The following is a 22,907-nucleotide window of genomic DNA, read 5'->3' as shown; positions in this document are numbered from 1 at the left end:
ATAGCTGACTCACAAATTTATAAGAATAATACTATTGATTTAGTTTTTACCTAAAAAATATCAAAAAACAAATAATAACAGCTTTTATAAACGTATTTTTTACTTTTGATGGCATTAAAAATCGGTATCATTATAAAGGTTTACATTTGATGTGAAATTCAAAATGATATGCTATGGAATTTTTATACTTTATAATGCCCTTACTATGTTTTTATTTTATCAATAAAAATATCAACAAAAAATTTGAGCAACTCAATAAAACAATTGCCGATTTACAAAAAGAAATTTTTTCAAAAGATACCGTTATAGCTAATAAAAATGTAGCATCCGAAGAAGAAAAAATAGTAACTCCGATAATTCCTATTCCTAAAAAAGAGGAAATTATAATACCTCCTATTACTGATTCTTTAAAAGTCAATCCTATTTTAGAGGATAAAAAAACAATAGAAAAACCGATTAAAGATACCATAAAATCAATTCCTAAAAAATCATTTTTTGAAAAATTTAAAGATAAAAATCCTGATTTAGAAAAATTCATCGGTGAAAACCTGATTAATAAACTTGGAATCTTAATTTTAGTATTAGGAATTAGTTTTTTCGTAAAATATGCCATCGATAAAGATTGGATAAACGAACCTGCAAGAGTTGGAATTGGTGTTTTATGTGGTTCATTAATTATGGCAATTGCTCATAAATTAAAGAAAAATTACACCTCTTTTAGCTCGGTTTTAGTGGCGGGAGCTATTAGTATTTTTTACTTTACTATTTATATTGCTTTTCATGAATATGAGTTATTTAGTCAAACGGTAGCTTTTGCTATTATGACGGTAATAACCATTTTTAGTACGCTAGTTGCGGTTTCTTATAACCGACAAGAACTAGCTGTTTTATCATTAATAGGTGGGTTTTCAGCGCCATTTATGGTAAGTACGGGCGAAGGTAATTACGTAGTTTTATTTACTTACATTGCTATTTTAAACATCGGAATATTAGGAATTTCTTATTTTAAAAAATGGCGAATTTCAACAATATTATCTTTTATATTTACAATAATATTATTCGGAAGTTGGTGTGGTTTAAAAATAGGTTACAAAACATTTTCACACTCAGGAGCCTTAACTTTTGCAACCTTATTCTATTTTATATTTAGCATCACTATTGTTTTAAATAATCTTAGAAACAAAGGTGTTTTTTCTACGATAGAATATTTTATTTTAGTAGCAAATACCTTTGTATTTTTCGGATTAGGAATGTTAATTTTAAATGATTTAGAATCAAATTTAACAGGATTATTTACTTTATTATTGGCACTTTATAACATTGCTTACGCTACTGTTTTATATAAAAAATTCGGATTAGATAAAAACGCTATTTATCTGTTAATCGGACTTGCTTTAACTTTTGTTACCTTAACAATTCCAATTCAATTTGAAGGTAATATTATTACACTTTTCTGGGCTTCGGAAGCTGTTTTATTATTTTGGCTATCTCAAAAATCAAAAATAAATACCTTTAAAATTGGTGGATTTATAATACAAGTTTTAACACTTATCAGTTTATTTTTAGATTGGGAAAAATACAACTTTACAGAAGATTTAACTATCATCTTAAATCCGTTATTTATTGCAGGTTTAGTGGTTAGTAGTTCGCTATTTTTAACATATTGGTTATTAAAAAAAGAGAAAAAAATCATTATAAAAAACGTTACTATAAATATTAATTCTTATCGAAATATACTTTTAATTATCACTATTTTAATAACTTATTTTACGGGTATTTTAGAAGTAAATTATCAAGCTTATCAATATTTAAAGAACACTTTTTCTGCCTTATCTTTTCCTGTCACATATCATTTTATATTTATTACCACCATATTATATATGGCATCAATATTAAAAAATAAAAATATTTCAAAAGGAATTTTAATTGTAGGTATTGTTTCAACAGCACTTTATATTATTAATTTTTACAAATTACCTGCAAACGAATTAATTGAAAACTTCGTAGAAAACACTGATACAAACTATGCTTTTTACTTTCATTATATCATTTTAAGTTGTTTAATTTATTTTGGATATCAATTATATAAGACATCCGATTTATTATTTAAGATAAAACCAAAACAACGTAAATGGTTACCTTGGATATTTACTTTTGCCATTGTATATATTTTAAGTAATGAAATAATGATACATGGTTTATATCTTTCAAATTCTGTTGATACAGTAGCTTTATCTGAAAAACTCTCTGAATCAGAAAATGATTTTTACACTAAAAGTAATTTTGTACACAGCCAAATATCAGCGACAAAAACACAAATTATTAAAATAGGATATCCAATACTTTGGGGTATTTTTTCTTTTATTTTTTTAATTATCGGGATAAAAAAACAATGGAAAAATTTACGAGTAATCGCACTTTCGTTACTCGGAATTACCATTTTGAAACTTTTTATCTACGATATTAAAAATGTTTCAGAAACAGGAAAAATTATTGCTTTTATATTATTAGGAGTTTTAATATTGATAATTTCTTTTGTGTATCAAAAATTAAAAAAATTAGTTATTGATGAAACCACCGAAAATAAAAATACAGATGATGAAATATAGTTTATTAATTACCTTTTTTGTTTCTCTTACTACTTTTGCTCAAAATTATACAGGTAGTATTAATTCGATAAATGAAAACGGTTTGCATAAAATAATGCTACCTCTAAAAGTTAGAGCTGTTAGCAATGAAAATTATAATTTTTTAAGAATTAAAGATTCATTAAAAAATGATATTCCGTATGTTTTAATTTATAATAATGATAAAAAATTCTCAACTTTTGAGCAACTTAAAATAGGATCAAAACAAGTTATTAAAGATTCTGTTACTTCAATTATAATAGAAAATAAATCCGTAGAAAAACTAGCTACAATTACGCTAAAAATTGCCAATACAAAAATAATAAAAAGCTATAATCTATACGGAAGTGACAATGGTTCTGACTGGTTTGGATTAACTTCTAATCGTATTTTATCGCATAAAAGCACACCTAAAAAAACAGCTTCAGGAAAAATATTTTTAGAGCAAACTATTCATTTCCCTTTAAATACCTATCCTTTTTTACGCATCAATTTTGATGATAAAAACTCATTACCCATAAATATTTTAGAAGCAGGAATCTATAAAAGTAAAATTTTTACTCAAAATGCAATTGAAATAAATCAATACAAACAAGAATTAATTGCTACCGAAAAAAAGAAAAAGGTTACACAACTTAAATTTACGGCTGAAAATTCGCATAAAATAAATAGTATTTCTTTTAAAATTGACACTGATTTTTTTCTAAGAAATGCTAAAATCTTTGTAAAAAGAGAGCGAAAAATTAAAAAACGTGTAGAAACTTACACTGAAAACATCGCTTCTTTTCAATTAAATTCTAAAAACAAAAACTCATTTACGTTTAACAACTTGAACGAAAAAGAGTTTATCATAGAAATTGAAAATAAAGATAATCCTGCTTTAGCAATAAAAAATATCCAATTATTTCAGAAGCCAATCTATTTAATTGCTAATTTAAAGAAAGCAAATAGTTACAAAATAATAGTTGATGCTACCTTAACAAAACCGTCGTACGATTTAGAAAATTTCATTTCATCGACTACTAAAAACATCACAGAAACAAGTATTACATCGTTTTCTAAAAACAAAACTAAAACTGTATCGCCTAAAAATACACCTTTTTGGCAAACCACTATTTTTATGTGGATTTGTATTGTATTAAGTGGTGGTTTTATTATTTATTTTGCTTTTTCTTTGATAAAAGATATTGGTAATCAAGAAAAAAAACAATCTTAAAAAATTAATTATCATTTAAAAAAACGACCATTTTATCAGGAAAATCAGTAAAACCACCGTCAATATTAGCTTCAAAAAATAATACTTGCATCATTTCTTCAAACGAAGAGAATTCATCTAAACTATCGGCTCTAAAAGTGTATGGATGCACTTTTAAACCGAGCTGATGCGCTTCTGAAACTAAATTTGTAAAAGTAAATTTATCTGCTATTTTTTCAGCTAAAATTTGCTTATACCAAGGTCCTATTCCATCGGCATAAGTTGAAAAATGTTTTAATTGTTTTGTTTCTTCTTCAAATTCTATTAACTGAACTAAAAACAAATCGGATTTTAATTCTTTTCGAATTCTTTCTAATTCCTTGGCATCAAAACATTGAAAAATACAGGCATCTTTTTTAGTTTTGTAACCATAATCAGAAAGAATATCTAACGTTATTTTAGCGATATCTTTTCCATTTTTATGATGAAAATCAGGATTTTTTATCTCTGGATAAATTCCAATATTTTTATTTGTACTATAATTTAAACCTTGAATAAGTTCAATTTCTTGTTGTAAAGAATGAAGTTTAAAATTTCCTTTTCCTTTAGGAAATCGCTTTGGATAAAATTGTTTTTGTGTTTTGGTATCAAACCGTTCGGTTACTTGTAATTGCTGTAATTCATCAAAAGTAAAATCGATTACATAATACCGATTATCTGCTCTTTTTTTATCAGTAAAAATAGTAGCTACATTGGTAACATCATCTAAATAAATATCATGAATAACAATTGGAATATTATCTTTACTTAGTACCAAATCTTGCTCAATATAATCAGGATTCATAGCATATGCCATTGCTTTTGATTCCATGGTATGTTCGGGTAAATATCCTGATGCACCACGATGTGCAATTACTATTTTAGATAATTTCATCTGATAAATATAAAATAATTTGAAGCAATTTCCCGCTTTCCGCACTCGCTTTTTTTTGAAGAAAAATCAAAAAAAGAGCTCAAACAATTGCTTCAATCGGGGCTAGGCATTTTTACACGATTTTTATATCTAGATAATATATAATAACAAAAACCTCACAGATTTTTAATTCTGTGAGGTTTTTTAATATATAAAACACAATTATCTATAAAGATATTTTTAACTCAACATCATTTTAGCTCTTTTTACTGATGCTACTAAAATGTCGATTTCTTCTTTTGTATTATAAAAAGCAAATGATGCTCTAACAGTACCAGGAATACAGAAAAAATTCATAATCGGTTGTGCACAGTGGTGTCCTGTACGAACTGCTACGCCTAATTTATCTAAAATAGAACCAATATCATACGGATGAATTCCTTCAATATTAAAAGAAATTACAGCAGCTTTATTAGTTGTTCCGTAAATTTTTAAGCCTTCAATTTTTTCTAATTCTTGTGTTCCGTAGGCTAATAATTCATTTTCTTGATTCGCTATATTATCAAAACCAACAGCATTCATATAATCTATGGCAGCTCCAAAAGCAATTCCTCCACAAATATTTGGCGTTCCTGCTTCAAATTTATGAGGCAAACCTGCATAAGTTGTTTTTTCGAAAGTTACCGTTTCAATCATTTCACCACCTCCTTGATATGGTGGTAATAAATTTAATAATTCTTCTTTTCCGTATAATAATCCAACACCTGTTGGTCCGCACATTTTATGCGCCGATGCTACATAAAAATCAGCATCTAAAGCTTGAACATCAGGTTTTAAATGTGGTGTTGCTTGTGCTCCATCAATTAAAACATACGCTCCAAATTTATGAGCTGCATCGATAATTTCTTTAATCGGATTTATAGTTCCTAAAGCATTTGAAACATGATTACAAAATACCAATTTAGTATTCGAATTTAATAATTCATGATACACATCCATTTTTAAAGCACCATTTTCATCCATCGGAATTACCTTTAAAACAGCGCCTGTTTTTTCACAAAGCATCTGCCAAGGAACAATATTTGAATGATGTTCTAATGATGAAACAATTACTTCATCTCCTTCTTTTAAAATAGCCGAAAATCCTGAAGCAACAATATTAATACTGTGCGTAGTTCCTGCGGTTAAAATAATTTCATACGAATGTTTTGCATTAAAGTGCTTTTGAACTTTAAGACGAGCTTCTTCATATTTATCAGTTGCTTCCTGACTTAAAGTGTGTACACCTCTATGAATATTCGCGTTATAATTAGAATAATAATCAACAATAGCGTCAATAACTACTTGCGGAGTTTGAGAAGTTGCTCCGTTATCAAAATACACTAATTTTTTTCCGTGTACCTGTCGGTTAAGAATAGGGAAATCAGCTCTAATTTTATCTACTATAAACATAAAAAAAATATTTATAGCAAAGGTAGGTCTTGCATTTTAAATATAAACATCAAACAATTAAATTCTTATATTTGTTAGAAACTGTTTTTATATGAAAAATTTGAAAAGAGTACTATTAATTGTTATTGCAATACTTATTATTATTGTTTATTTTAATTATCCGAAGTTAAATATATTAGCTGGTTATTCTGCTAAAAATACAGCTTCATCGGTTTTTTTAGCCGATAGAAGTTTAGCTTTCACTGATGAAAATGACAATAATTTTTCACCTATAAATTTAACTTCTGATGAAATAAATTCTGAAGAAAAATCAGCGACAGGTTCAGTCTTTGGATTATTAAAAAGAAAAGCAATTTACAGAGAAGGTTTAGGTGCTGTTTTAATTAATGATGATTTTGATATCACTAAAAAAACACCCATTCCAAAGCGTAGCAAACCTGATAATATTACGCCTTTTCCGTATGGAAATGCTAATCAAAAAGATACTTTTTTTTCAAATATTGATTATAAAAAACTAAATGAAGTTATTGATACTTTGTTTAATCCAAAAAATAAAACACGTTCGGTTGTTGTTATTTATAAGGATAAAATTATTGCTGAAAAATACGCCGATGGTTTTGATAAAAACTCAAAACAATTAGGTTGGTCGATGACTAAAAGTATTGCTAGTACTATTGTTGGAATTTTACAATGTAAAGGAAAAATAAATGTAGCAGATACCAATTTATTTGATGAATGGAAAAATGATGAGCGTAAAAACATTACACTTAATAACTTATTACAAATGAATTCTGGTTTAGAATGGGTTGAAGATTACAATACAATATCAGATGTTAGTAAAATGTTGTTTTTAGAAAATGACATGACTAAAACACAGTTAAATAAATCTTTAGTAGGTAAACCGAACCAAACATGGAATTATTCTTCAGGAACAACTAATTTAATATCGGGGCTTATTCGTACTAAATTTAATACGCATCAAGAATATTTAGATTATTGGTACAGTGCTTTAATTGATAAAATAGGTATGAATTCTATGCTAATAGAAACCGATGTAAATGGTAGTTATGTAGGTTCTTCTTATGGTTGGGCAACAGCAAGAGACTGGGCTAAACTAGGACTTTTATATCTACATAATGGCGAATGGAACGGGCAACACCTTTTTGATAAAGATTGGGTAGATTATGCTACAACACCTACTCCTACTTCTAATAAACAGTATGGCGCACAACTATGGTTAAATGCTGGTAATAAATATCCTGATGTACCAAAAAATATGTATTCTTTTAATGGATATAAAGGTCAGAATGTATTTATTTTGCCAAACCAAAATTTAGTAGTAGTTCGTACTGGTTTAAGTAAAAATGCTGATGTGAATATGCTATTAAAAGGAATTATAACTTCAATTAAAAACTAAACAATGAACCCTTATTATTACGTACTATCTGTAAACGGATTTTTATTTTTATTTAGTATTATATTTTATTTTTTTCCACCTAAAAAGATAAATCCTATTTATGGATATCGTACCAATAAAACTATTAAAAATAATATTATTTGGCAATTTGCAAATAGCTTTTTTACCAAACAGTTTTTAATATATTCGAGTATTTCATTTGTTGCAACATTAATACTTGCTTTTATCAGTAAAAATTTAAGCTGGCAACCAATGGCGATTATGTTATTATCTTTAGCTGTATCTGTAATTAAAACAGAACAAGAAATCAGCAAAAATTTTGATGATGATGGAAATAAATTAAAGTAAAAAACACAAATAAATTAAACATAAAACGTCCTTTTTAAATATATTAAAAAGGACGTTTTTATATTTTGATAGTTAAACGAATTACTTTGCGTATTCTTCTTTTAACAAGGTAATATCATCAATAATTTTTTGCATATTTTCTTTTTTTGTTCCATCATACGAACCTCTTATTTGTCCTTTTTTATCGATTAAAACAAAGTTTTCGGTATGAACCCAATCATTTTCTCCGCCATCACCTTCATCTAAAACAGCAAAATAATGCTTACGTGCTAGGTTATAAATATGCTTTTTATCTCCAGTTGTAACATTCCATTTTCCATCAATTACACCTTTTGCATCGGCATATTTTCTTAATTGAGGAACGCTATCCATAACAGGCGTTACCGAATGCGATAAAAACATAATATCATCATCATTTTTATAATGCGCTTGTAATTCGTTCATATTATACGCCATAATCAAACAAATTGTTTGACAACGAGTAAAAAAGAAATCAGCTATATAAATTTTATCTTTATAATTAGCATTAGTAATGGTTTCGCCGTTTTGATTTATCAATTTAAAATCACCAATTTTATGATTTCTTGATTTTGAACGCACTGATTTATCTACCAATCTAGGATTAATATCCGCAGGATTATAAACAGGTAATTTATCATCTACTTTTACTAAATGATAAAAAACAGGAACACCAACTGCACAAAAAACAAGTAAAAAGAGTAACGTACTTTTTGATTTTTTAAAAAATTTTAAGTCCATTTAAATTAATTTATTGAAAATTTAAACAAAAATACAGCTAAAAAGAAATTTGTCTATCTCTTATCTTAAAAAAAATGTTAAAACAAATCTTCATATATAAATCAAACTTTTACAGCTGTATTGAAAAACGTACATTTGTTCGATTTTAAATTTAGAAATACACCTTTATGGAAATTTTAATAAAAGCAGTACAATTTATTTTGAGTTTATCACTCTTAATTGTTTTACATGAATTAGGACATTTTATTCCTGCCAAAATATTTAAAACTAAAGTTGAAAAATTTTACTTATTTTTTGATTATAAGTTTTCTATCTTCAAAAAGAAAATAGGCGATACTGTGTATGGTATTGGTTGGATTCCATTAGGAGGATACGTAAAAATAGCTGGAATGATTGACGAAAGTATGGATACCGAGCAAATGAGCAAACCTGCACAACCTTGGGAATTTCGTTCTAAACCAGCATGGCAACGTTTAATTATTATGTTAGGTGGAGTTTTTGTAAACTTTGTATTAGGTATTGTTATTTACATTTGTTTGATGTATGCTTATGGCGAAAAATTTGTTCCAAACGATAGTTTAAAAGATGGAATTTGGGTACAAGACCAATTAGGTAAAGATTTAGGTTTACAAACTGGTGATAAAGTTCTTTCTGTTGATGGACAAGAAATTAGAAAATTCAGAGAACTTACAGGTGCTTTTATCAATGGAAATAAGTATACTATTGAAAGAAATGGAACTGTTATTAACAAAGAAATTCCTACTAATTTTATTGAAAAATTAGTCGATAGAGATAAAAATTCTGGAAGTTTTATTGGTGTTAGAATGCCTTTTGTTATTGCTAAAGTAGCCGAAGATTCACCAAATATTAAAAGTAATTTAAAATCTAAAGATATTGTTACTGCTATAAATGGCGTTTCAATAACTTATTTTGATGAAGCTAAAACTGAACTAGACAAATTAAAAGGACAAGAAGTTAACCTAACTATTAAAAGAGGTATTGAAAACGTAATTGTTCCTGTTAAAATTACTGAAAAAGGTAAATTAGGCGTTGCATTAGGGCAATTATCTTTAAAAGATTTAGAAAAATTAGGTTATTATAAATTAGCCGAAAAAACATATTCAATTGGTGAGGCTATTCCTGCTGGAACAGTAAAAGCGTGGTCAACAGTTACGAATTATGTAAAGCAATTAAAAAAGGTTTTCAATCCTAGTACAGGAGCTTACAAAGGTTTAGGAGGTTTTATTTCTATCGGAAGTGTTTTTCCTGCTGAATTTAGCTGGGAAGCTTTTTGGAACATTACAGCATTTTTATCAATCATGTTAGGAGTTATGAATTTATTGCCAATTCCTGCTTTAGATGGAGGTCATGTAGTTTTCACTTTATGGGAAATGATTACGGGTAAAAAACCAGGTGATAAATTTTTAGAATATGCACAAATAGCTGGTTTTGTTTTATTGGTAACACTATTACTATTTGCCAATGGTAACGATATTTTCAGAACGTTTTTTAAGTAAAACAACTATTCAATAATTAAAAAAAAGGATTCGTTTTAACGAGTCCTTTTTTTTGTTTCAACTATACTTTAAGAATGATTAAAAATAATTAGAAGCAATTTCCCGCTTTCCGCACTCGCTCTTTTTTTGAAGAAAAAAAAGGAGCTCAAACAATTGCTTCAATCGGGGCTAGGCATTTGTACATAAAAATTTTAATATTGCTAAAAAAGGAATAATAACATCTTATTTAAATAAAAAAGCATCGTAAAATTTTACGATGCTTTTTATTATTTTATAGTAAAGTTAACTATTTATCTATCTTTTCAAGACCTTTCTTTTCTAAAGCTTTCTTTTCTAATTGTGCTTGATACTCTTCTATAACAGGTCTTAAAGTACTATCTGGTATTTCTGCTACCTTTATGTATAATAAACCATCAACAGCATTATTAAACTTTGGGTCTACATTAAAAGCTACTAAACGTCCATTTTGTTTCACATACTTTTTAATAAGTACAGGCATACGCAATGCACCAGGTTCAATTTCGTCAATAATTTTATCAAATTTTTGCATATCTGCTTTGGTTGCATCAAATACAAAATCTTTATCGGCATCTTTTAATTTTACTTTAAATTCTTGCTTCGGATAAATATATTGCGCCACATAAGGGTCATAGTAATGAGATTTCATAAACTCAATCATTAACGACTTAGAAAATGCTGAAAATTTATTACTAATACTCACTCCTCCTAATAAATATTTATATTCAGGATAACGTAATGTAACGTGTACAATTCCTTTCCAAAGTAAAAATAAAGGCATTGGTTTTTGTTGATAACTTTTAGCTACAAAAGCCCTACCCAACTCCATAGAGTTTTCCATCATATTATATAACTCTGGCTCTATTCTAAATAAAGTATGAATATAAAAACCATTTATTCCGTACTTTTTAAAAATATCTTTACCTAACCCCATTCTATAAGCACCTACTAATTCTTTAGCAACGCTGTCCCATAAAAAAAGATGGTGATAATACTTATCAAACTTATCTAAATCAATGGCTTTATTTGTTCCTTCACCAATATCTCTAAAAGTAATTTCACGTAATCGACCTATTTCATGTAAAACATTTGGTATTTCTTTTGCGTTTGCAAAAAACACTTCGTAATTTTTACTTTCTAATAATCGGCTTCCTTTATCTCTTAAAGCATCTACTTCTTTAACAAATAAATCAGGAGATCTTTGAGCTGTAATATCTTTAGCTTTTTTAAGAATTTTTAAATTTTGAGGTGATAATATTTTAGAAGATTCCTTTTCAAAAGGATTCGCTAACATATATGTTTTCTTTCTAATAAATTTATAAAAAGAAGGAATGTCTTTATATTCTTCTTGGTCTTTTACCGAAATAGGTTTTCCTATTCGTACTTTTATAACCTTATTTTTTTGAGAAATAGCCTCTGATGGTAATTTTGCTGTTCGTAAAGTATCACTAATTTTAGATAATAAATAAAATAAGCGACTATTTCGAGCATGAAAATAAATAGGTATTACAGGAACTTTTGCTTTTTTAATCAAGCGTATAGCTCCATCTTCCCAAGGTTTATCAACCATTAATTTTCCATCACGATAGGTCGAAACTTCACCTGCGGGAAAAATACCTAATGGTTTCCCTTCACGTAAATGCAATAATGAATTTTTAATTCCTGCAATGCTCGATTTTGCATCCTTTCTATTTTCAAAAGGATTTACAGGCATTATATACGGTTGTAAAGGTTCAATTTTATGCAATAAAAAATTCCCTATAATCTTATAATCGGTTCTTTTTTCAATTAATATTTTCAATAATAAAACACCGTCTATTCCGCCTAAAGGATGATTAGATATTGTTATAAAAGGACCATCTTTTGGTATTCTTTTTAAATCTTCTTCTGGTATTTCATAGGCAACTTTACAATCAGCTAAAACACCATTTAAAAACTCTAAATCACTCTTATCTTTATTTTTATCATAAATTTTGTTTATCGCAGAAATGCGTAAAACCTTCATTAACATCCAACCCGTAAAAGTTCCTACAATTCCTAATTTATCTAATCCGATAACTTTAGCAATTTCTTTTGATGTAACTATTCCCATAAGTTTAAATTTGGCACAAATGCAAATATAAGCGAATTTTTACGGGTTTTACATTTTTTATTGTATAACCAACTGTGCTGTTTCTGTGTTTATTTGACTAATTATAGCTGTTCCTTTTTCACGTATTTTATTGACTGCCTGTTGGTCAAAATGACGAATTGTATAAAGAGTAACTTCTTTGTATGATTTTATCTTAAATTTAACTTTTAACTCATCATAAAAAGTATCAAATAAATCATATTTATCATCAACACACACCGAAAAACTAATCGCTGAATTTTGAATTAAATTTACTTTTAATTTATATTTATCTAATTTTTCAAAAATATCACTAATATTACTTTCAACCATAAAAGAAAAATCTTTTGCTGAAACTGATATTAAAATCTGATTTTTCTTTACAATAAAACAAGGTACTTCAGGATTTATTTTTGATCCTTTTCCCACGCAAGTTCCTTTATTTGATAGATTATCAAAAGAACGTACAAATAACGGAATATTTTTTTGTTCTAATGGCTGAATTGTTTTTGGATGAATTACAGATGCTCCGTAAAAAGCCATTTCTATCGCTTCAGTATATGATATTTCATGTAATAATTGAGTATCTGAAAATACACGAGGGTCAGCATTTAAAACTCCATCAACATCTTTCCAAATTGTAACACTTTCTACATTTAAGCAATACGCAAAAATACCTGCTGTATAATCAGAACCTTCTCTACCAAGTGTAGTTGTTTCAGTACCTGAACTTCCTAAAAAACCTTGAGTAATGTTTAACGTGTTTTTAACAACATTAGTGTTTATTTGAATTGCTGTTTCTTCCCAATTAATTTGTGCATCTCTATAACTACTATCTGTTTTTATACAGTTTCTAACATCTAACCAATTATTTTCTACACCTGTTTCTGCTAAATAAGCACTTACAATAGTTGTTGATAATAATTCACCAAAACCAACTATTTGATCATAAACATAGTTATAATTATCTGATTTATTTTGAGCCATAAAGCCAGTTAACTCACCTAATAAATGATTAACTTTAATGTAAATATTCGCATTTGATTTAAATAAATCAGCAATTATATTTTTATGAAAATCTTCAATAAATTTTAAAGATTCTTTTAAACTTTGTTCGTCTTTAAAATAAGCGGCAACTAATGCTTCAAAAGCATTGGTCATTTTTCCCATTGCTGAGATTACTACTAAAACATTTTCTGTACCTTCATGTTGTAATACACTTGCTACATTTCTTACCCCTGCGGCATCTTTTACTGATGCACCACCAAACTTAAATATTCTCATTACAAAACTGTGTTAAGTTGTCTTCGTTCATATGACATACTCTCCATTGATTATAAACAGTTGCTCCTGTTTTTTTATAAAAATCAACGGCATTTTTATTCCAATCTAATACTTCCCAAGCAACTCTTTTAAAGTTGTTTTTTTGCGCATATTTCATCACTGAGCCGTATAGTTTTTTACCTGCACCAATACCTCTTTTGGTTTCAGTAACCATCAAATCTTCTAAATGAATTGTTTTTCCTTTCCAAGTAGAATAACGTTCATAAAAAAGTACCATTCCTATAATTGTTCCATCTAATTCTTCAGCTACAAAGGTTTTAAACTTCGGATTATCAGTAAAACCATCTGCAATTAAAGTTTCAAGTGTAATTTTAACAGCATCTGGTTCTTTTTCAAAAATAGCTAATTCAACAATTAAATTAAATATTGATACTGCATCTTTTTTAACTCCTTCTCTAATTATAAAACTCATTGTTTCAATTTTATACAAAGATAATTGTTAATACATCTTCCTAAAAAACAAATAGAAAATTAAAACACATCAATTGTATTTGTTCAAAATTTTAAAATGTAAAATCTTTGTAAAACCGTAAAAAAGTTGGCATCTTTGTGCGCAACACAAAAATTTGACATGAACAACAAGCATATGACTCTTGGTGAGTTTATTATTGGTTATCAAAAAGACTTTAAATACTCTACAGGTGAGTTATCTCGTTTAATCAACTCTATTCGTTTAGCTGCTAAAGTGGTTAATCATGAAATTAGGAAAGCTGGTTTAGTAGATATTACAGGTGCTTCTGGTGATATTAACGTACAAGGAGAAACGCAACAAAAATTAGACATTTTAGCAAATGACCTTTTTAAACAAACACTTATTAACCGTGAAATAGTTTGCGGTATTGCAAGTGAAGAAGAAGATGATTTTGTTATTGTTGAAGGTAAAAACAAAACAAACGAAAACAAATATGTTTTATTGATGGATCCTTTAGATGGTTCTTCAAACATTGATGTAAACGTATCTGTAGGAACTATTTTTTCTATTTACAGACGAATTTCTCCAGTAGGAACTCCTGTAACAAAAGAAGATTTCTTACAAAAAGGAAGTGAACAAGTAGCTGCTGGTTATGTTGCTTACGGAACTTCTACAATGTTAGTATTTACTACTGGTAACGGTGTAAATGGATTTACATTAAATCCTGCAATTGGTACTTTTTACTTATCGCACCCTAACATGCAATATCCTGAAATTGGTAAAATATACTCTGTAAGCGAAGGATATTTCACCTACTTTCAAGAAGGAATGAAACGCTTTTTAGTACATTGTAAAGACCTTAATGAAGCTGACAACAGACCTTATACTGCTCGTTATGTTGGTTCATTAGTAACTGATTTTCATAGAAATATGATTAAAGGAGGTGTTTATATTTATCCATCAACAACAATTACGCCTAACGGAAAATTACGTTTATTATATGAATGTAACCCAATGGCTTTTATTTGTGAACAAGCAGGTGGTAAAGCATCAGACGGATTTACAAGAATTATGGATATCAACCCATCAGAATTACATCAACGTGTGCCTTTTTTCTGCGGAAGTAAACAAATGGTAACAAAAGCAGAAGAATTTATGACTGAATTTTCTGCGGATGAAAAACCAGTATATTAAAGAATAACAATTATTTATACCTAAATAAATTTAGAATAAGGCAAACAGTTGTTTGCCTTATTTTTTTGGGTTAAATTTACATTAGTAAAAACAAAAAATTAACCTATTTAAAAAACAAATAATTATGGCTTTTCAATTACCAGAATTAGGATATGCTTACGATGCATTAGAACCAAATATCGATGCAAGAACTATGGAGATTCACCATAGTAAACACCACAATGGATATACATCTAAATTAAATGCAGCTATTGCAGGTACTGATTTAGAAGGAAAATCTATTGAAGATATTCTTGCTAATTTAGACATGAGTAATGGAGCTGTTCGTAATAATGGTGGTGGTTTTTTTAATCACTCTTTATTTTGGACAGTAATGAAACCTGAAGATAGAGGTTATTTATCTGGAGAATTAAAAGATGCTATTGAAGCTAAATTTGGTTCAAAAGAAGCTTTTATTGAAGCTTTTTCTAAGGCTGCTGCAACACAATTTGGTTCAGGATGGGCTTGGTTATGTGTTAAAAAAGGTGGTGAAATCGAAGTTTGTTCTACTCCAAACCAAGACAACCCATTAATGCCTGGTGTTGCTTGTGAAGGAACTCCTATTTTAGGATTAGATGTTTGGGAACATGCATACTACTTAAACTACCAAAACCGTCGTCCTGATTATATTGATGCTTTCTTTAAAGTAATCAACTGGAACGAAGTAGAAAGAAGATTTGCTGAAGCTAAATAATCTTTAAGCAACTTTTTTTTTAAAATATAAAACTCCAAAGTATTTATTTACTTTGGAGTTTTTTTTATAATTTAAACCAACTTAACTAAAGCTAAAATAACACCTAAATGAATTCCTTCATGTAAATTATTAAAAGCTATTGCCGATTCTATAGAATCTATTGTAAAACCTGTACTTGTTTCATAAGTTGTATATTCAGTAAAAATACCTGCTTCAAAATCTTCTTGTAAAGTATCAGGTAATCCGATAAACAATTCTTTTACCTCTTCTAAATCTTCTTCTGAAAATGCATCCGTAGGAAATGTTCCTTTTCTGTAATTTTCAATTAATTCATCAGAAACTAAACAATTTAATCCTGATAATTTATACTGTAATAACTGTTGAGTTACTACTAAATGAGCAAGATTCCATGCGATATTGTTTTTAAATCCTTCAGGCGTTTTATGTAATTGTTCTATTGATAAACCATCAATTTTACGTAAAACTATTTCTCTTGATCTTTTTAAAATTTCAAATTGTTTATTCATTATTCTACCTATTTTAGCGTTTATCAAAGATAATTATTAAACCATGAAGAAAGTATATTTTTTACAAACTTGTGATACTTGCAAACGTATTTTAAAAGAAGTTAATATTGATGGATTTGAAAAGCAAGAGATAAAAACAAATAACATCACTGTAAGCCAATTAGAAGAAATGAGAGAATTAACTGATAGTTATGAAAGCTTATTTAATAAACGTGCAAGGCTATATAAAGAAAGAGATTTAAAAAATAAAGAAATTACCGAAGCTGAATATCGTGAATATATTTTAGAAGAATATACTTTTTTAAAGCGTCCTGTTTTTATTGTTGATGATAAAATATTTATAGGAAATAGTAAAAAAGTAATTGAAACTTTAAAAGAAGAATTAAATTAATAAAACTAAAAAAAGCTTCAAAATCTTAACGATTATGAAGCTTTTTTGTTGGCCTACAAGGACTCGAACCTTGAATGTCGGTACCAAAAACCGGTGTGTTACCAATTACACCATAGGCCAATTAATAAGTTTTGTAAATATAAAAACAATTTTTATATTTTAGTAATTTTATAAACCTACTTAAACATTTAAAAATACTAAGTTGGCCTACAAGGACTCGAACCTTGAATGTCGGTACCAAAAACCGGTGTGTTACCAATTACACCATAGGCCAATTACTTATTGCGGGTGCAAATATAACACAAAGTTTTATATCTACAAACATTTTTTATTTTTTTATTTTAACATCTTTTTATGTACATACCTAGTAAGTCAAATTCCTTAAAATTATATTTTTGTTTTTAGTAAAAAATCAACAGTTATTAATACTTTCGTACTTATACTATATAAAACACTATGAACGATTTTAATTATAAAAAATGGAACACCCTTTTAGGCTGGGTTTCATTTGCCGTGGCACTAATTACTTATACATTAACACTAGAGCCAACGGTTAGTTCGTGGGATTGTGGCGAATATATATCTACAGCCGTAAATTTAGAAGTTGGGCATCCACCAGGTGCGCCTTTATTTCAAATGTTAGGTGCTTTTTTCGCAATGTTTAGTAATGATCCCAGTCAATGGGCTAAAATGGTAAATTTCATGTCTGGTTTAGCCAGTGCTTTTACTATTTTATTTATGTTTTGGACAATTACCAATTTGGCTAAAAAAATGGCTATCAAAAATGGAAAGTTCAGTAAAAATGAAGCCATTGCTGTTTTAGGAAGTGGATTAGTTGGTGCATTAGCCTATACTTTTTCTGATAGTTTTTGGTTTAGTGCCGTAGAAGGTGAAGTATATGCAATGTCGTCATTTTTAATGGCGTTATTATTTTGGTTAGGGCTACGCTGGGAAGATGAAATAAATACCCCAAGAGGGCACAAATGGTTAGTAATAATAAGTTTTGTAGTTGGGCTTTCGTTTGGAGTTCATATTTTATCGCTCTTAGTTATTCCTTCAATTGTGATGTTATATTTCTTCAAAACCTATAAAAACATCACCTTAAAAACAACCGCATTTGCTACTTTAATTTCCATACTTGTTTTAGCTTTTGTTTTTAAATTCTTGTTTCCGTTTACGCTTAAATTCTTTAGTATTTCAGAATTATTTTTTATCAACGAAATAGGCTTACCATATAACACAGGAACTATTATTGCTTGTGTTGTTTTAATCGGGTTATTTATCTTCGGATTAAGTTATACTCGCAAAAAAAACTTAGTAATGGCAAACACTTTAGTCTTGTCAGTACTATTTATTATGATTGGTTTTTCATCTTGGTTGATGCTTCCAATTCGTGCAAATGCTGATACTGTTATTAACGAAAATAATCCATCAAGTGCTCGTGAATTATTAGCTTATTACAACCGTGAACAATATGGTGATGCTAATGTTTTTTATGACAATTATTATTCAGTTGCACATGATAGAACACAGGATACTGATCAACCTTTTAAGGATGATAAACCGAAATACGAAAAGAAAAACGGAAAATATATTATTGTAAATAAATACAAAAATATAGTTCCTAATTATTCGAGTAAACACAAAGGATTTATCCCTAGAATGGTAAATCCTGCTTCAGAACAACATTATAAGCAAATTGCAGGAATTCCTGCAAGAAGTAAAAGACGACCAACTTTTGTTGAGAACATAAAATTCATGATTGATTATCAATTTGGATACATGTATGGGCGTTATTTTATGTGGAATTTCGTTGGAAGACAAAACGATGCCCAAGGTCATTTAGATATTGAAAATGGAAACTGGTTAAGTGGTATCGATTTTATTGATGAAATCCGTTTAGGTTCTCAACAACATTTACCTGATGATATCAAAAATAATAAAGGACGTAATAAATACTTTTTTTTACCTTTAATTTTAGGATTAATCGGATTAATTTATCAATCTAAAAAAGATAAAAATAATTTATATACCCTTGCCCTATTCTTTGCTTTTACTGGTTTTGCAATTATATTTTATACAAATCCGAAGCCTTTTGAACCTCGTGAACGTGATTATGCCGTAGTAGGTTCGTTTTATGTATTTGCAATTTGGATTGGTTTTGGCGTATTTGCTTTATATGATTATCTAAAAAATTATGCTAACAAAAGAACGGTTGCAATTGGAGTTTCGGCTGTTTCATTATTGGCTGTTCCTGTATTAATGAGTGTTCAGAATTGGGATGACCACGATAGAGGCGACCGTTTTATAGCACAATTAAACGCACAAACGTATTTAGAAAGTTGTGATCCGAATGCCATAATTTTTACCATTGGAGATAACGATACTTTCCCACTTTGGTACATGCAACAAGTTGAAGGTGTTCGTAGAGATATTAAAATTGTAAACACCAGTCTTTTTCAAACTGCTTGGTATATCGACCAAATGAAAAAGAAAACATACGAAGCTGAACCTATTCCATCAAAATTAACACATGACCAATATAAATATGGAACGTTAGATATTGCCTATCATATTCCGCATCCAAGGTTTAAAGATTCTATTATTTCTATAAATAACTTTATGCGATGGATTGAAAGTGATAATGACGGTACTTATTATATTGATGAAGAAAATGATGTAAGAGAAAAGTTTTATCCTACAAACAGAATTAGAATTCCTGTAAATAAAGAAAATGTTTTAAAAACAGGATTAGTTGCACAAAAAGATGCTGATAAAATTTTGGATTATATCGATATTACTGTTGATGAACAAGGTTTGACTAAAAACCGTATTTTAATGCTCGATATTTTAAATAATTTCGAATGGAAACGTCCTATTTATTTCACAGGAGGTGCAAATGCAGATGAAGAATATATTTGGTTAAAAGATTATTTACAGTTAGACGGAATGTCATACAAATTTGTTCCTATTAAAACATCAAACAAAGGGAAATCAATAATGAGTATGGGACGTGTCGATACTAAAAAAATGTACGATAACGTTAAAAAATGGAATTGGAAAACCATCAATAATGGTAAAATTTATTTAGATGAACAATCTAAACGTAACGCTATTTCTATCAGAAATAATTTAATGCGTTTATCTGAAGAATATTTAAAAGAAGGAGATTCTGTGAATGCCAAAGATGTATTGGATTTATCTTTATACAAATTACCGATTAAACAATTTGAACACTACAGTATTTCTTTAGGATATCCTGAATTATATTATCGTATGGGCGACCTCGAAAAAGCACATGAAACCGCAGAAACTTTAATAGATGTTTTTCAGCAAAAACTTAAATATTATAGTACTTTTAAAGATAATGATATTGATTTAATTATTGATAATTTAGAAACAAACTTATATATGTATCAAAATATTATTCAGCAAATTACAAAATATGATGATGATATGGAATACGGAAAAAAAGCTTTTAACGATTATATAAATCATGCTAGTTTATTTAAACATTTAATGGCAGATGAGCCAACACAACAACAACCGAATCAACAATTAGACACAGTAAAACCTTAGGTTTTATGAGTTTCTATCCTATAAAAATGCCAACAATACTTCGAAAAATATTTTCAAAGTATTGTTGGCATTTTATTGTTGATAAAAAAGAAATTTATTTAACTTTTGATGATGGACCAATTCCTGAAGTTACCGAATTTGTATTAGATGAATTAAAAAAATATAATGCCAAAGCTACTTTTTTTTGTATTGGAGATAATATCAAAAAAAATCCTGATATTTTCTGTCGGATAATAAAAGAAGGTCATTCGATAGGGAATCACACAAATAATCACTTAAACGGATGGAAAACTGATACAAAATCCTACGTAGATAATGTACTAGTTTGTGAAAACATCATTTCTGAAATAAGCGAAAAAACAGATGTCATAAAAAACTCAAAATTATTTAGACCACCCTACGGAAAAATAAAAGCATCACAAGGAAAACAGCTTTTAAAAAGAGGCTATAAAATTATTATGTGGAGTGTACTTTCTGGTGATTTTGATAAGTCAATCACAAAAGAAAAATGCCTAAGTAACGTTGTTAAAAACACAAAAAGAGGAGATATAATTGTTTTTCATGATAGTATTAAGGCACGCCATAATTTACAATATGCGCTTCCTAAGTTTCTAGAAATATTCACAAAAAAAGGATATCAATTTAAACCAATAAATTAAATATATTTTTGAACCAAACCAATTAAAGTGTTTGCATCTTGCTCACCTGTTTTACGCCATTGTATTTCTCCATTTTTATAAATTATAAAAGTAGGATTTCCTTTAACGCGCAAAGCATAAGCAAGCGTTTCATTTTTTTTAATATCTATTTTAATTACTTTTGCTTTATCTCCTAAAGCAGCAGCAACATCTCTGAGTATTTCTAAATTAGAGTTTAAGAGGTTTAAATCAGTGTAAAAATCAATTAAAACAGGTTTCTTATTATTTATAATTTCTCCAAATTTTGCCATATAGCATAGTTTTTTAAACAAAAATTACTTTAAAAATACTACTTTTAAAATAATTAAAAAAAATATAACACTATAAAAAACAGAAAGTTAACCTTTTATTAACTCAATAACAGTAATTTCTGGCCAAATTCCTACTCTACCAGGAAAAGCATGATATCCAAATCCTCTATTTACATTAATGTATCTTCCAAATTCATTATATAAACCTGCCCATTGTTTATAAACATATTGTGACGGACTCCATTTAATCCATCCAGGAATTTCAATTCCGAATTGTAAACCATGAGTATGACCACTTAATGTTAATTGATAATTAAAAGCATCCGTTTTTACTTTACTTTCCCAATGGCTTGGATCATGGCTCATTAATATTTTAAAATCTGTTTGATTAATTCCTTCGGATGCTTTAGTTAAATCACCTGCTTTATTAAAGCCTCTTCCCCAATTTTCAACACCAATTAAGGCTATTTTTTGTCCATCTTTTTCTATATATCGATGTTCATTTAATAACAATTCAAATCCTATTTTAGGATGCAATTCTTTTATCGCTTTAAAATTAGCTTTTTTATCTGCTGGATTTTTCCATTTTGAATAATCGCCATAATCATGATTTCCTAATATTGAATATTTACCAACAGGAGCATCTAATTTTTTAAATACGTCAATCCAATTATCCATTTCATGAGCAAAATTATTTACTAAATCACCTGTAAATAAAATCATATCAGATTTTTGTTCGTTTATTAAATCGACAGCATAACTTATTTTTTCTTTATTAGTAAAACTTCCCGCATGTATATCGGTAATTTGTGTGATTGTAAAACCGTCAAAAGCTTCGGGTAAATCTTTAAATGATAATTGATATTTTAGTACTTTATAATTATACTTTCCTTTAAAAATACCATATAATAATCCTGCCAAAGGAATTGCCGCAATACCTAAAGCTAATTTTGCGATAAAATTTCTACGTCCTGCTAATGGTTTTGTTTCGTTTGATGAAATATATGAAACTCCCTTTTGAATCCATCGAAAAACATCTTCGCTAAACAATACTAATAACATAAATAACTTAGGAAGTAATACTACTAAAAGCATTCCTACTGCCCATTGAAAATCTTTTGTTTGTCCCGAAGTTCTATCGGAAGTAAGTATCACATAAAAAAAATTAACATACGCCAAAACTCCAATAAACAACCATCCGTAGCGAATAAATTTATTTTTAGTGATTGTTTTTATCGCTTGAAAAGCATAAACCTCAAACACAATAACAACTAATGATATAATGATAATAGATGCAAAAAAACGAGACATATAAGTATATTTAAAAGTAACACAAATATAGGTTGAATATTAAAAATCAATTTTCAACATCTTGTTAAAGTTTTGTAACTTTACCCGCGAAATTAACAAAGGCATTTTAAG

Annotated in this window: 19 protein-coding genes and 2 tRNA genes; 10 read left to right on the top strand and 11 right to left on the bottom strand. The window is 28.3% G+C overall.

Translation table 11 applies throughout. The features are described 5' to 3' along the window. The first annotated feature begins 173 nt into the window (after positions 1-173). Both AB0T67_RS08320 and AB0T67_RS08315 read left to right on the top strand, forming a co-directional pair. Positions 174-2,609: a DUF2339 domain-containing protein gene (locus tag AB0T67_RS08320; RefSeq protein ID WP_369219921.1), complete on the top strand. Its 2,436-nt coding sequence runs from the start codon at positions 174-176 to the stop codon at positions 2,607-2,609. Then, positions 2,596-3,843: a hypothetical protein gene (locus tag AB0T67_RS08315; protein WP_369219920.1), complete on the top strand. Its 1,248-nt coding sequence runs from the start codon at positions 2,596-2,598 to the stop codon at positions 3,841-3,843. The genes AB0T67_RS08320 and AB0T67_RS08315 overlap by 14 nt, the downstream gene beginning before the upstream one ends. A gap of 4 nt (positions 3,844-3,847) precedes the next feature. Here the strand turns inward: AB0T67_RS08315 and glpQ are convergent, their stop codons facing one another. After that, on the bottom strand, positions 3,848-4,756 hold the full coding sequence (glpQ, locus tag AB0T67_RS08310) for a glycerophosphodiester phosphodiesterase (protein WP_369219919.1): 909 nt from the start codon (positions 4,754-4,756) through the stop codon (positions 3,848-3,850). A gap of 219 nt (positions 4,757-4,975) precedes the next feature. Next, positions 4,976-6,187 carry an aminotransferase class V-fold PLP-dependent enzyme gene (locus AB0T67_RS08305; RefSeq protein WP_369219918.1) on the bottom strand — a complete coding sequence of 404 codons (1,212 nt, stop codon included), beginning with the start codon at positions 6,185-6,187 and terminating at the stop codon, positions 4,976-4,978. Positions 6,188-6,278: 91 nt separating this feature from the next. Between AB0T67_RS08305 and AB0T67_RS08300 the strand changes: the two genes are divergently transcribed. Next, the gene (locus AB0T67_RS08300) at positions 6,279-7,604 is read left to right on the top strand and encodes a serine hydrolase domain-containing protein (protein ID WP_369219917.1); all 1,326 of its coding nucleotides are present in this window, start codon (positions 6,279-6,281) and stop codon (positions 7,602-7,604) included. A gap of 3 nt (positions 7,605-7,607) precedes the next feature. Continuing rightward, on the top strand, positions 7,608-7,952 hold the full coding sequence (locus tag AB0T67_RS08295) for an SdpI family protein (RefSeq protein WP_369219916.1): 345 nt from the start codon (positions 7,608-7,610) through the stop codon (positions 7,950-7,952). An 81-nt stretch (positions 7,953-8,033) separates the two neighbouring features. Here AB0T67_RS08295 and AB0T67_RS08290 read toward each other — a convergent pair whose 3' ends face one another. Next, positions 8,034-8,711, bottom strand: a complete 678-nt coding sequence (locus AB0T67_RS08290) for an SCO family protein (protein ID WP_369219915.1) — start codon at positions 8,709-8,711, stop codon at positions 8,034-8,036. A gap of 167 nt (positions 8,712-8,878) precedes the next feature. On the opposite strand from AB0T67_RS08290, the gene rseP reads away from it, so the two are divergent. Further along, positions 8,879-10,228 carry an RIP metalloprotease RseP gene (gene rseP / locus AB0T67_RS08285; RefSeq protein WP_369219914.1) on the top strand — a complete coding sequence of 450 codons (1,350 nt, stop codon included), beginning with the start codon at positions 8,879-8,881 and terminating at the stop codon, positions 10,226-10,228. A 286-nt stretch (positions 10,229-10,514) separates the two neighbouring features. Here the strand turns inward: rseP and AB0T67_RS08280 are convergent, their stop codons facing one another. From AB0T67_RS08280 to AB0T67_RS08270, 3 genes are read right to left on the bottom strand one after another with little or no spacing between them, the layout of a single operon-like run. Then, entirely contained in the window at positions 10,515-12,338 is a 1,824-nt protein-coding gene (locus AB0T67_RS08280) for a GNAT family N-acyltransferase (RefSeq protein ID WP_369219913.1), read from the bottom strand. 57 nt (positions 12,339-12,395) lie between these two features. After that, on the bottom strand, positions 12,396-13,640 hold the full coding sequence (locus tag AB0T67_RS08275) for an aspartate kinase (protein ID WP_369219912.1): 1,245 nt from the start codon (positions 13,638-13,640) through the stop codon (positions 12,396-12,398). Continuing rightward, entirely contained in the window at positions 13,627-14,112 is a 486-nt protein-coding gene (locus AB0T67_RS08270) for a GNAT family N-acetyltransferase (RefSeq protein WP_369219911.1), read from the bottom strand. The genes AB0T67_RS08275 and AB0T67_RS08270 overlap by 14 nt, the downstream gene beginning before the upstream one ends. A gap of 159 nt (positions 14,113-14,271) precedes the next feature. On the opposite strand from AB0T67_RS08270, the gene fbp reads away from it, so the two are divergent. Together fbp and AB0T67_RS08260 are read left to right on the top strand one after the other, a co-directional pair. Then, complete coding sequence (gene fbp, locus AB0T67_RS08265; protein ID WP_369219910.1) at positions 14,272-15,306, top strand: class 1 fructose-bisphosphatase; 1,035 nt, start codon at positions 14,272-14,274, stop codon at positions 15,304-15,306. Positions 15,307-15,430: 124 nt separating this feature from the next. Further along, positions 15,431-16,039: a superoxide dismutase gene (locus tag AB0T67_RS08260; protein ID WP_369219909.1), complete on the top strand. Its 609-nt coding sequence runs from the start codon at positions 15,431-15,433 to the stop codon at positions 16,037-16,039. A 71-nt stretch (positions 16,040-16,110) separates the two neighbouring features. On the opposite strand, the gene AB0T67_RS08255 is transcribed toward AB0T67_RS08260, so the two are convergent. Next, positions 16,111-16,566, bottom strand: a complete 456-nt coding sequence (locus AB0T67_RS08255; protein WP_369219908.1) for a DinB family protein — start codon at positions 16,564-16,566, stop codon at positions 16,111-16,113. Between the two features lie 43 nt (positions 16,567-16,609). Here AB0T67_RS08255 and AB0T67_RS08250 point away from each other — a divergent pair, with 43 nt between their 5' ends. After that, positions 16,610-16,957, top strand: coding sequence for an arsenate reductase family protein (locus AB0T67_RS08250; protein ID WP_271230962.1), 348 nt, complete (start codon positions 16,610-16,612; stop codon positions 16,955-16,957). 48 nt (positions 16,958-17,005) lie between these two features. Here AB0T67_RS08250 and AB0T67_RS08245 read toward each other — a convergent pair. Together AB0T67_RS08245 and AB0T67_RS08240 are read right to left on the bottom strand one after the other, a co-directional pair. Next, positions 17,006-17,077 (bottom strand) — tRNA-Gln (locus AB0T67_RS08245). 82 nt (positions 17,078-17,159) lie between these two features. After that, positions 17,160-17,231, bottom strand: a tRNA-Gln gene (locus tag AB0T67_RS08240). Between the two features lie 182 nt (positions 17,232-17,413). Between AB0T67_RS08240 and AB0T67_RS08235 the strand changes: the two genes are divergently transcribed. Further along, the gene (locus AB0T67_RS08235) at positions 17,414-20,536 is read left to right on the top strand and encodes a glycosyltransferase family 117 protein (protein WP_369219907.1); all 3,123 of its coding nucleotides are present in this window, start codon (positions 17,414-17,416) and stop codon (positions 20,534-20,536) included. Positions 20,537-20,541: 5 nt separating this feature from the next. After that, entirely contained in the window at positions 20,542-21,195 is a 654-nt protein-coding gene (locus AB0T67_RS08230; RefSeq protein ID WP_369219906.1) for a polysaccharide deacetylase family protein, read from the top strand. On the opposite strand, the gene AB0T67_RS08225 is transcribed toward AB0T67_RS08230, so the two are convergent. Together AB0T67_RS08225 and AB0T67_RS08220 are read right to left on the bottom strand one after the other, a co-directional pair. Then, a complete protein-coding gene (locus AB0T67_RS08225; RefSeq protein WP_369219905.1) occupies positions 21,192-21,485 on the bottom strand; it encodes a thioredoxin family protein in 294 nt (97 codons plus the stop codon). The two genes, AB0T67_RS08230 and AB0T67_RS08225, sit on opposite strands and share 4 nt — an antisense overlap. An 87-nt stretch (positions 21,486-21,572) precedes the next feature. After that, complete coding sequence (locus AB0T67_RS08220; RefSeq protein WP_369219904.1) at positions 21,573-22,796, bottom strand: metallophosphoesterase; 1,224 nt, start codon at positions 22,794-22,796, stop codon at positions 21,573-21,575. Between the last annotated feature and the right edge of the window lie 111 nt (positions 22,797-22,907).

The organism is Tenacibaculum salmonis, from assembly GCF_041053065.1.
GTDB lineage: Bacteria > Bacteroidota > Bacteroidia > Flavobacteriales > Flavobacteriaceae > Polaribacter > Polaribacter pacificus_A.
Note: the sequence above shows the minus strand (reverse complement) of the source record. Positions and strands in the feature narration are given on the sequence as shown.

Bases quoted from the DNA above. Each gene is read 5' to 3' on its own strand.
- AB0T67_RS08315 (WP_369219920.1), top strand. From the start codon at position 2,596: ATGATGAAATATAGTTTATTAATTACCTTTTTTGTTTCTCTTACTACT.
- AB0T67_RS08295 (WP_369219916.1), top strand. From the start codon at position 7,608: ATGAACCCTTATTATTACGTACTATCTGTAAACGGATTTTTATTTTTA.
- AB0T67_RS08280 (WP_369219913.1), bottom strand. From the start codon at position 12,338: ATGGGAATAGTTACATCAAAAGAAATTGCTAAAGTTATCGGATTAGAT.
- AB0T67_RS08275 (WP_369219912.1), bottom strand. From the start codon at position 13,640: ATGAGAATATTTAAGTTTGGTGGTGCATCAGTAAAAGATGCCGCAGGG.
- fbp (WP_369219910.1), top strand. From the start codon at position 14,272: ATGAACAACAAGCATATGACTCTTGGTGAGTTTATTATTGGTTATCAA.
- rseP (WP_369219914.1), top strand. From the start codon at position 8,879: ATGGAAATTTTAATAAAAGCAGTACAATTTATTTTGAGTTTATCACTC.
- glpQ (WP_369219919.1), bottom strand. From the start codon at position 4,756: ATGAAATTATCTAAAATAGTAATTGCACATCGTGGTGCATCAGGATAT.
- AB0T67_RS08225 (WP_369219905.1), bottom strand. From the start codon at position 21,485: ATGGCAAAATTTGGAGAAATTATAAATAATAAGAAACCTGTTTTAATT.
- AB0T67_RS08270 (WP_369219911.1), bottom strand. From the start codon at position 14,112: ATGAGTTTTATAATTAGAGAAGGAGTTAAAAAAGATGCAGTATCAATA.
- AB0T67_RS08235 (WP_369219907.1), top strand. From the start codon at position 17,414: ATGAACGATTTTAATTATAAAAAATGGAACACCCTTTTAGGCTGGGTT.
- AB0T67_RS08320 (WP_369219921.1), top strand. From the start codon at position 174: ATGGAATTTTTATACTTTATAATGCCCTTACTATGTTTTTATTTTATC.
- AB0T67_RS08305 (WP_369219918.1), bottom strand. From the start codon at position 6,187: ATGTTTATAGTAGATAAAATTAGAGCTGATTTCCCTATTCTTAACCGA.
- AB0T67_RS08255 (WP_369219908.1), bottom strand. From the start codon at position 16,566: ATGAATAAACAATTTGAAATTTTAAAAAGATCAAGAGAAATAGTTTTA.
- AB0T67_RS08290 (WP_369219915.1), bottom strand. From the start codon at position 8,711: ATGGACTTAAAATTTTTTAAAAAATCAAAAAGTACGTTACTCTTTTTA.
- AB0T67_RS08230 (WP_369219906.1), top strand. From the start codon at position 20,542: ATGAGTTTCTATCCTATAAAAATGCCAACAATACTTCGAAAAATATTT.
- AB0T67_RS08220 (WP_369219904.1), bottom strand. From the start codon at position 22,796: ATGTCTCGTTTTTTTGCATCTATTATCATTATATCATTAGTTGTTATT.
- AB0T67_RS08260 (WP_369219909.1), top strand. From the start codon at position 15,431: ATGGCTTTTCAATTACCAGAATTAGGATATGCTTACGATGCATTAGAA.
- AB0T67_RS08300 (WP_369219917.1), top strand. From the start codon at position 6,279: ATGAAAAATTTGAAAAGAGTACTATTAATTGTTATTGCAATACTTATT.
- AB0T67_RS08250 (WP_271230962.1), top strand. From the start codon at position 16,610: ATGAAGAAAGTATATTTTTTACAAACTTGTGATACTTGCAAACGTATT.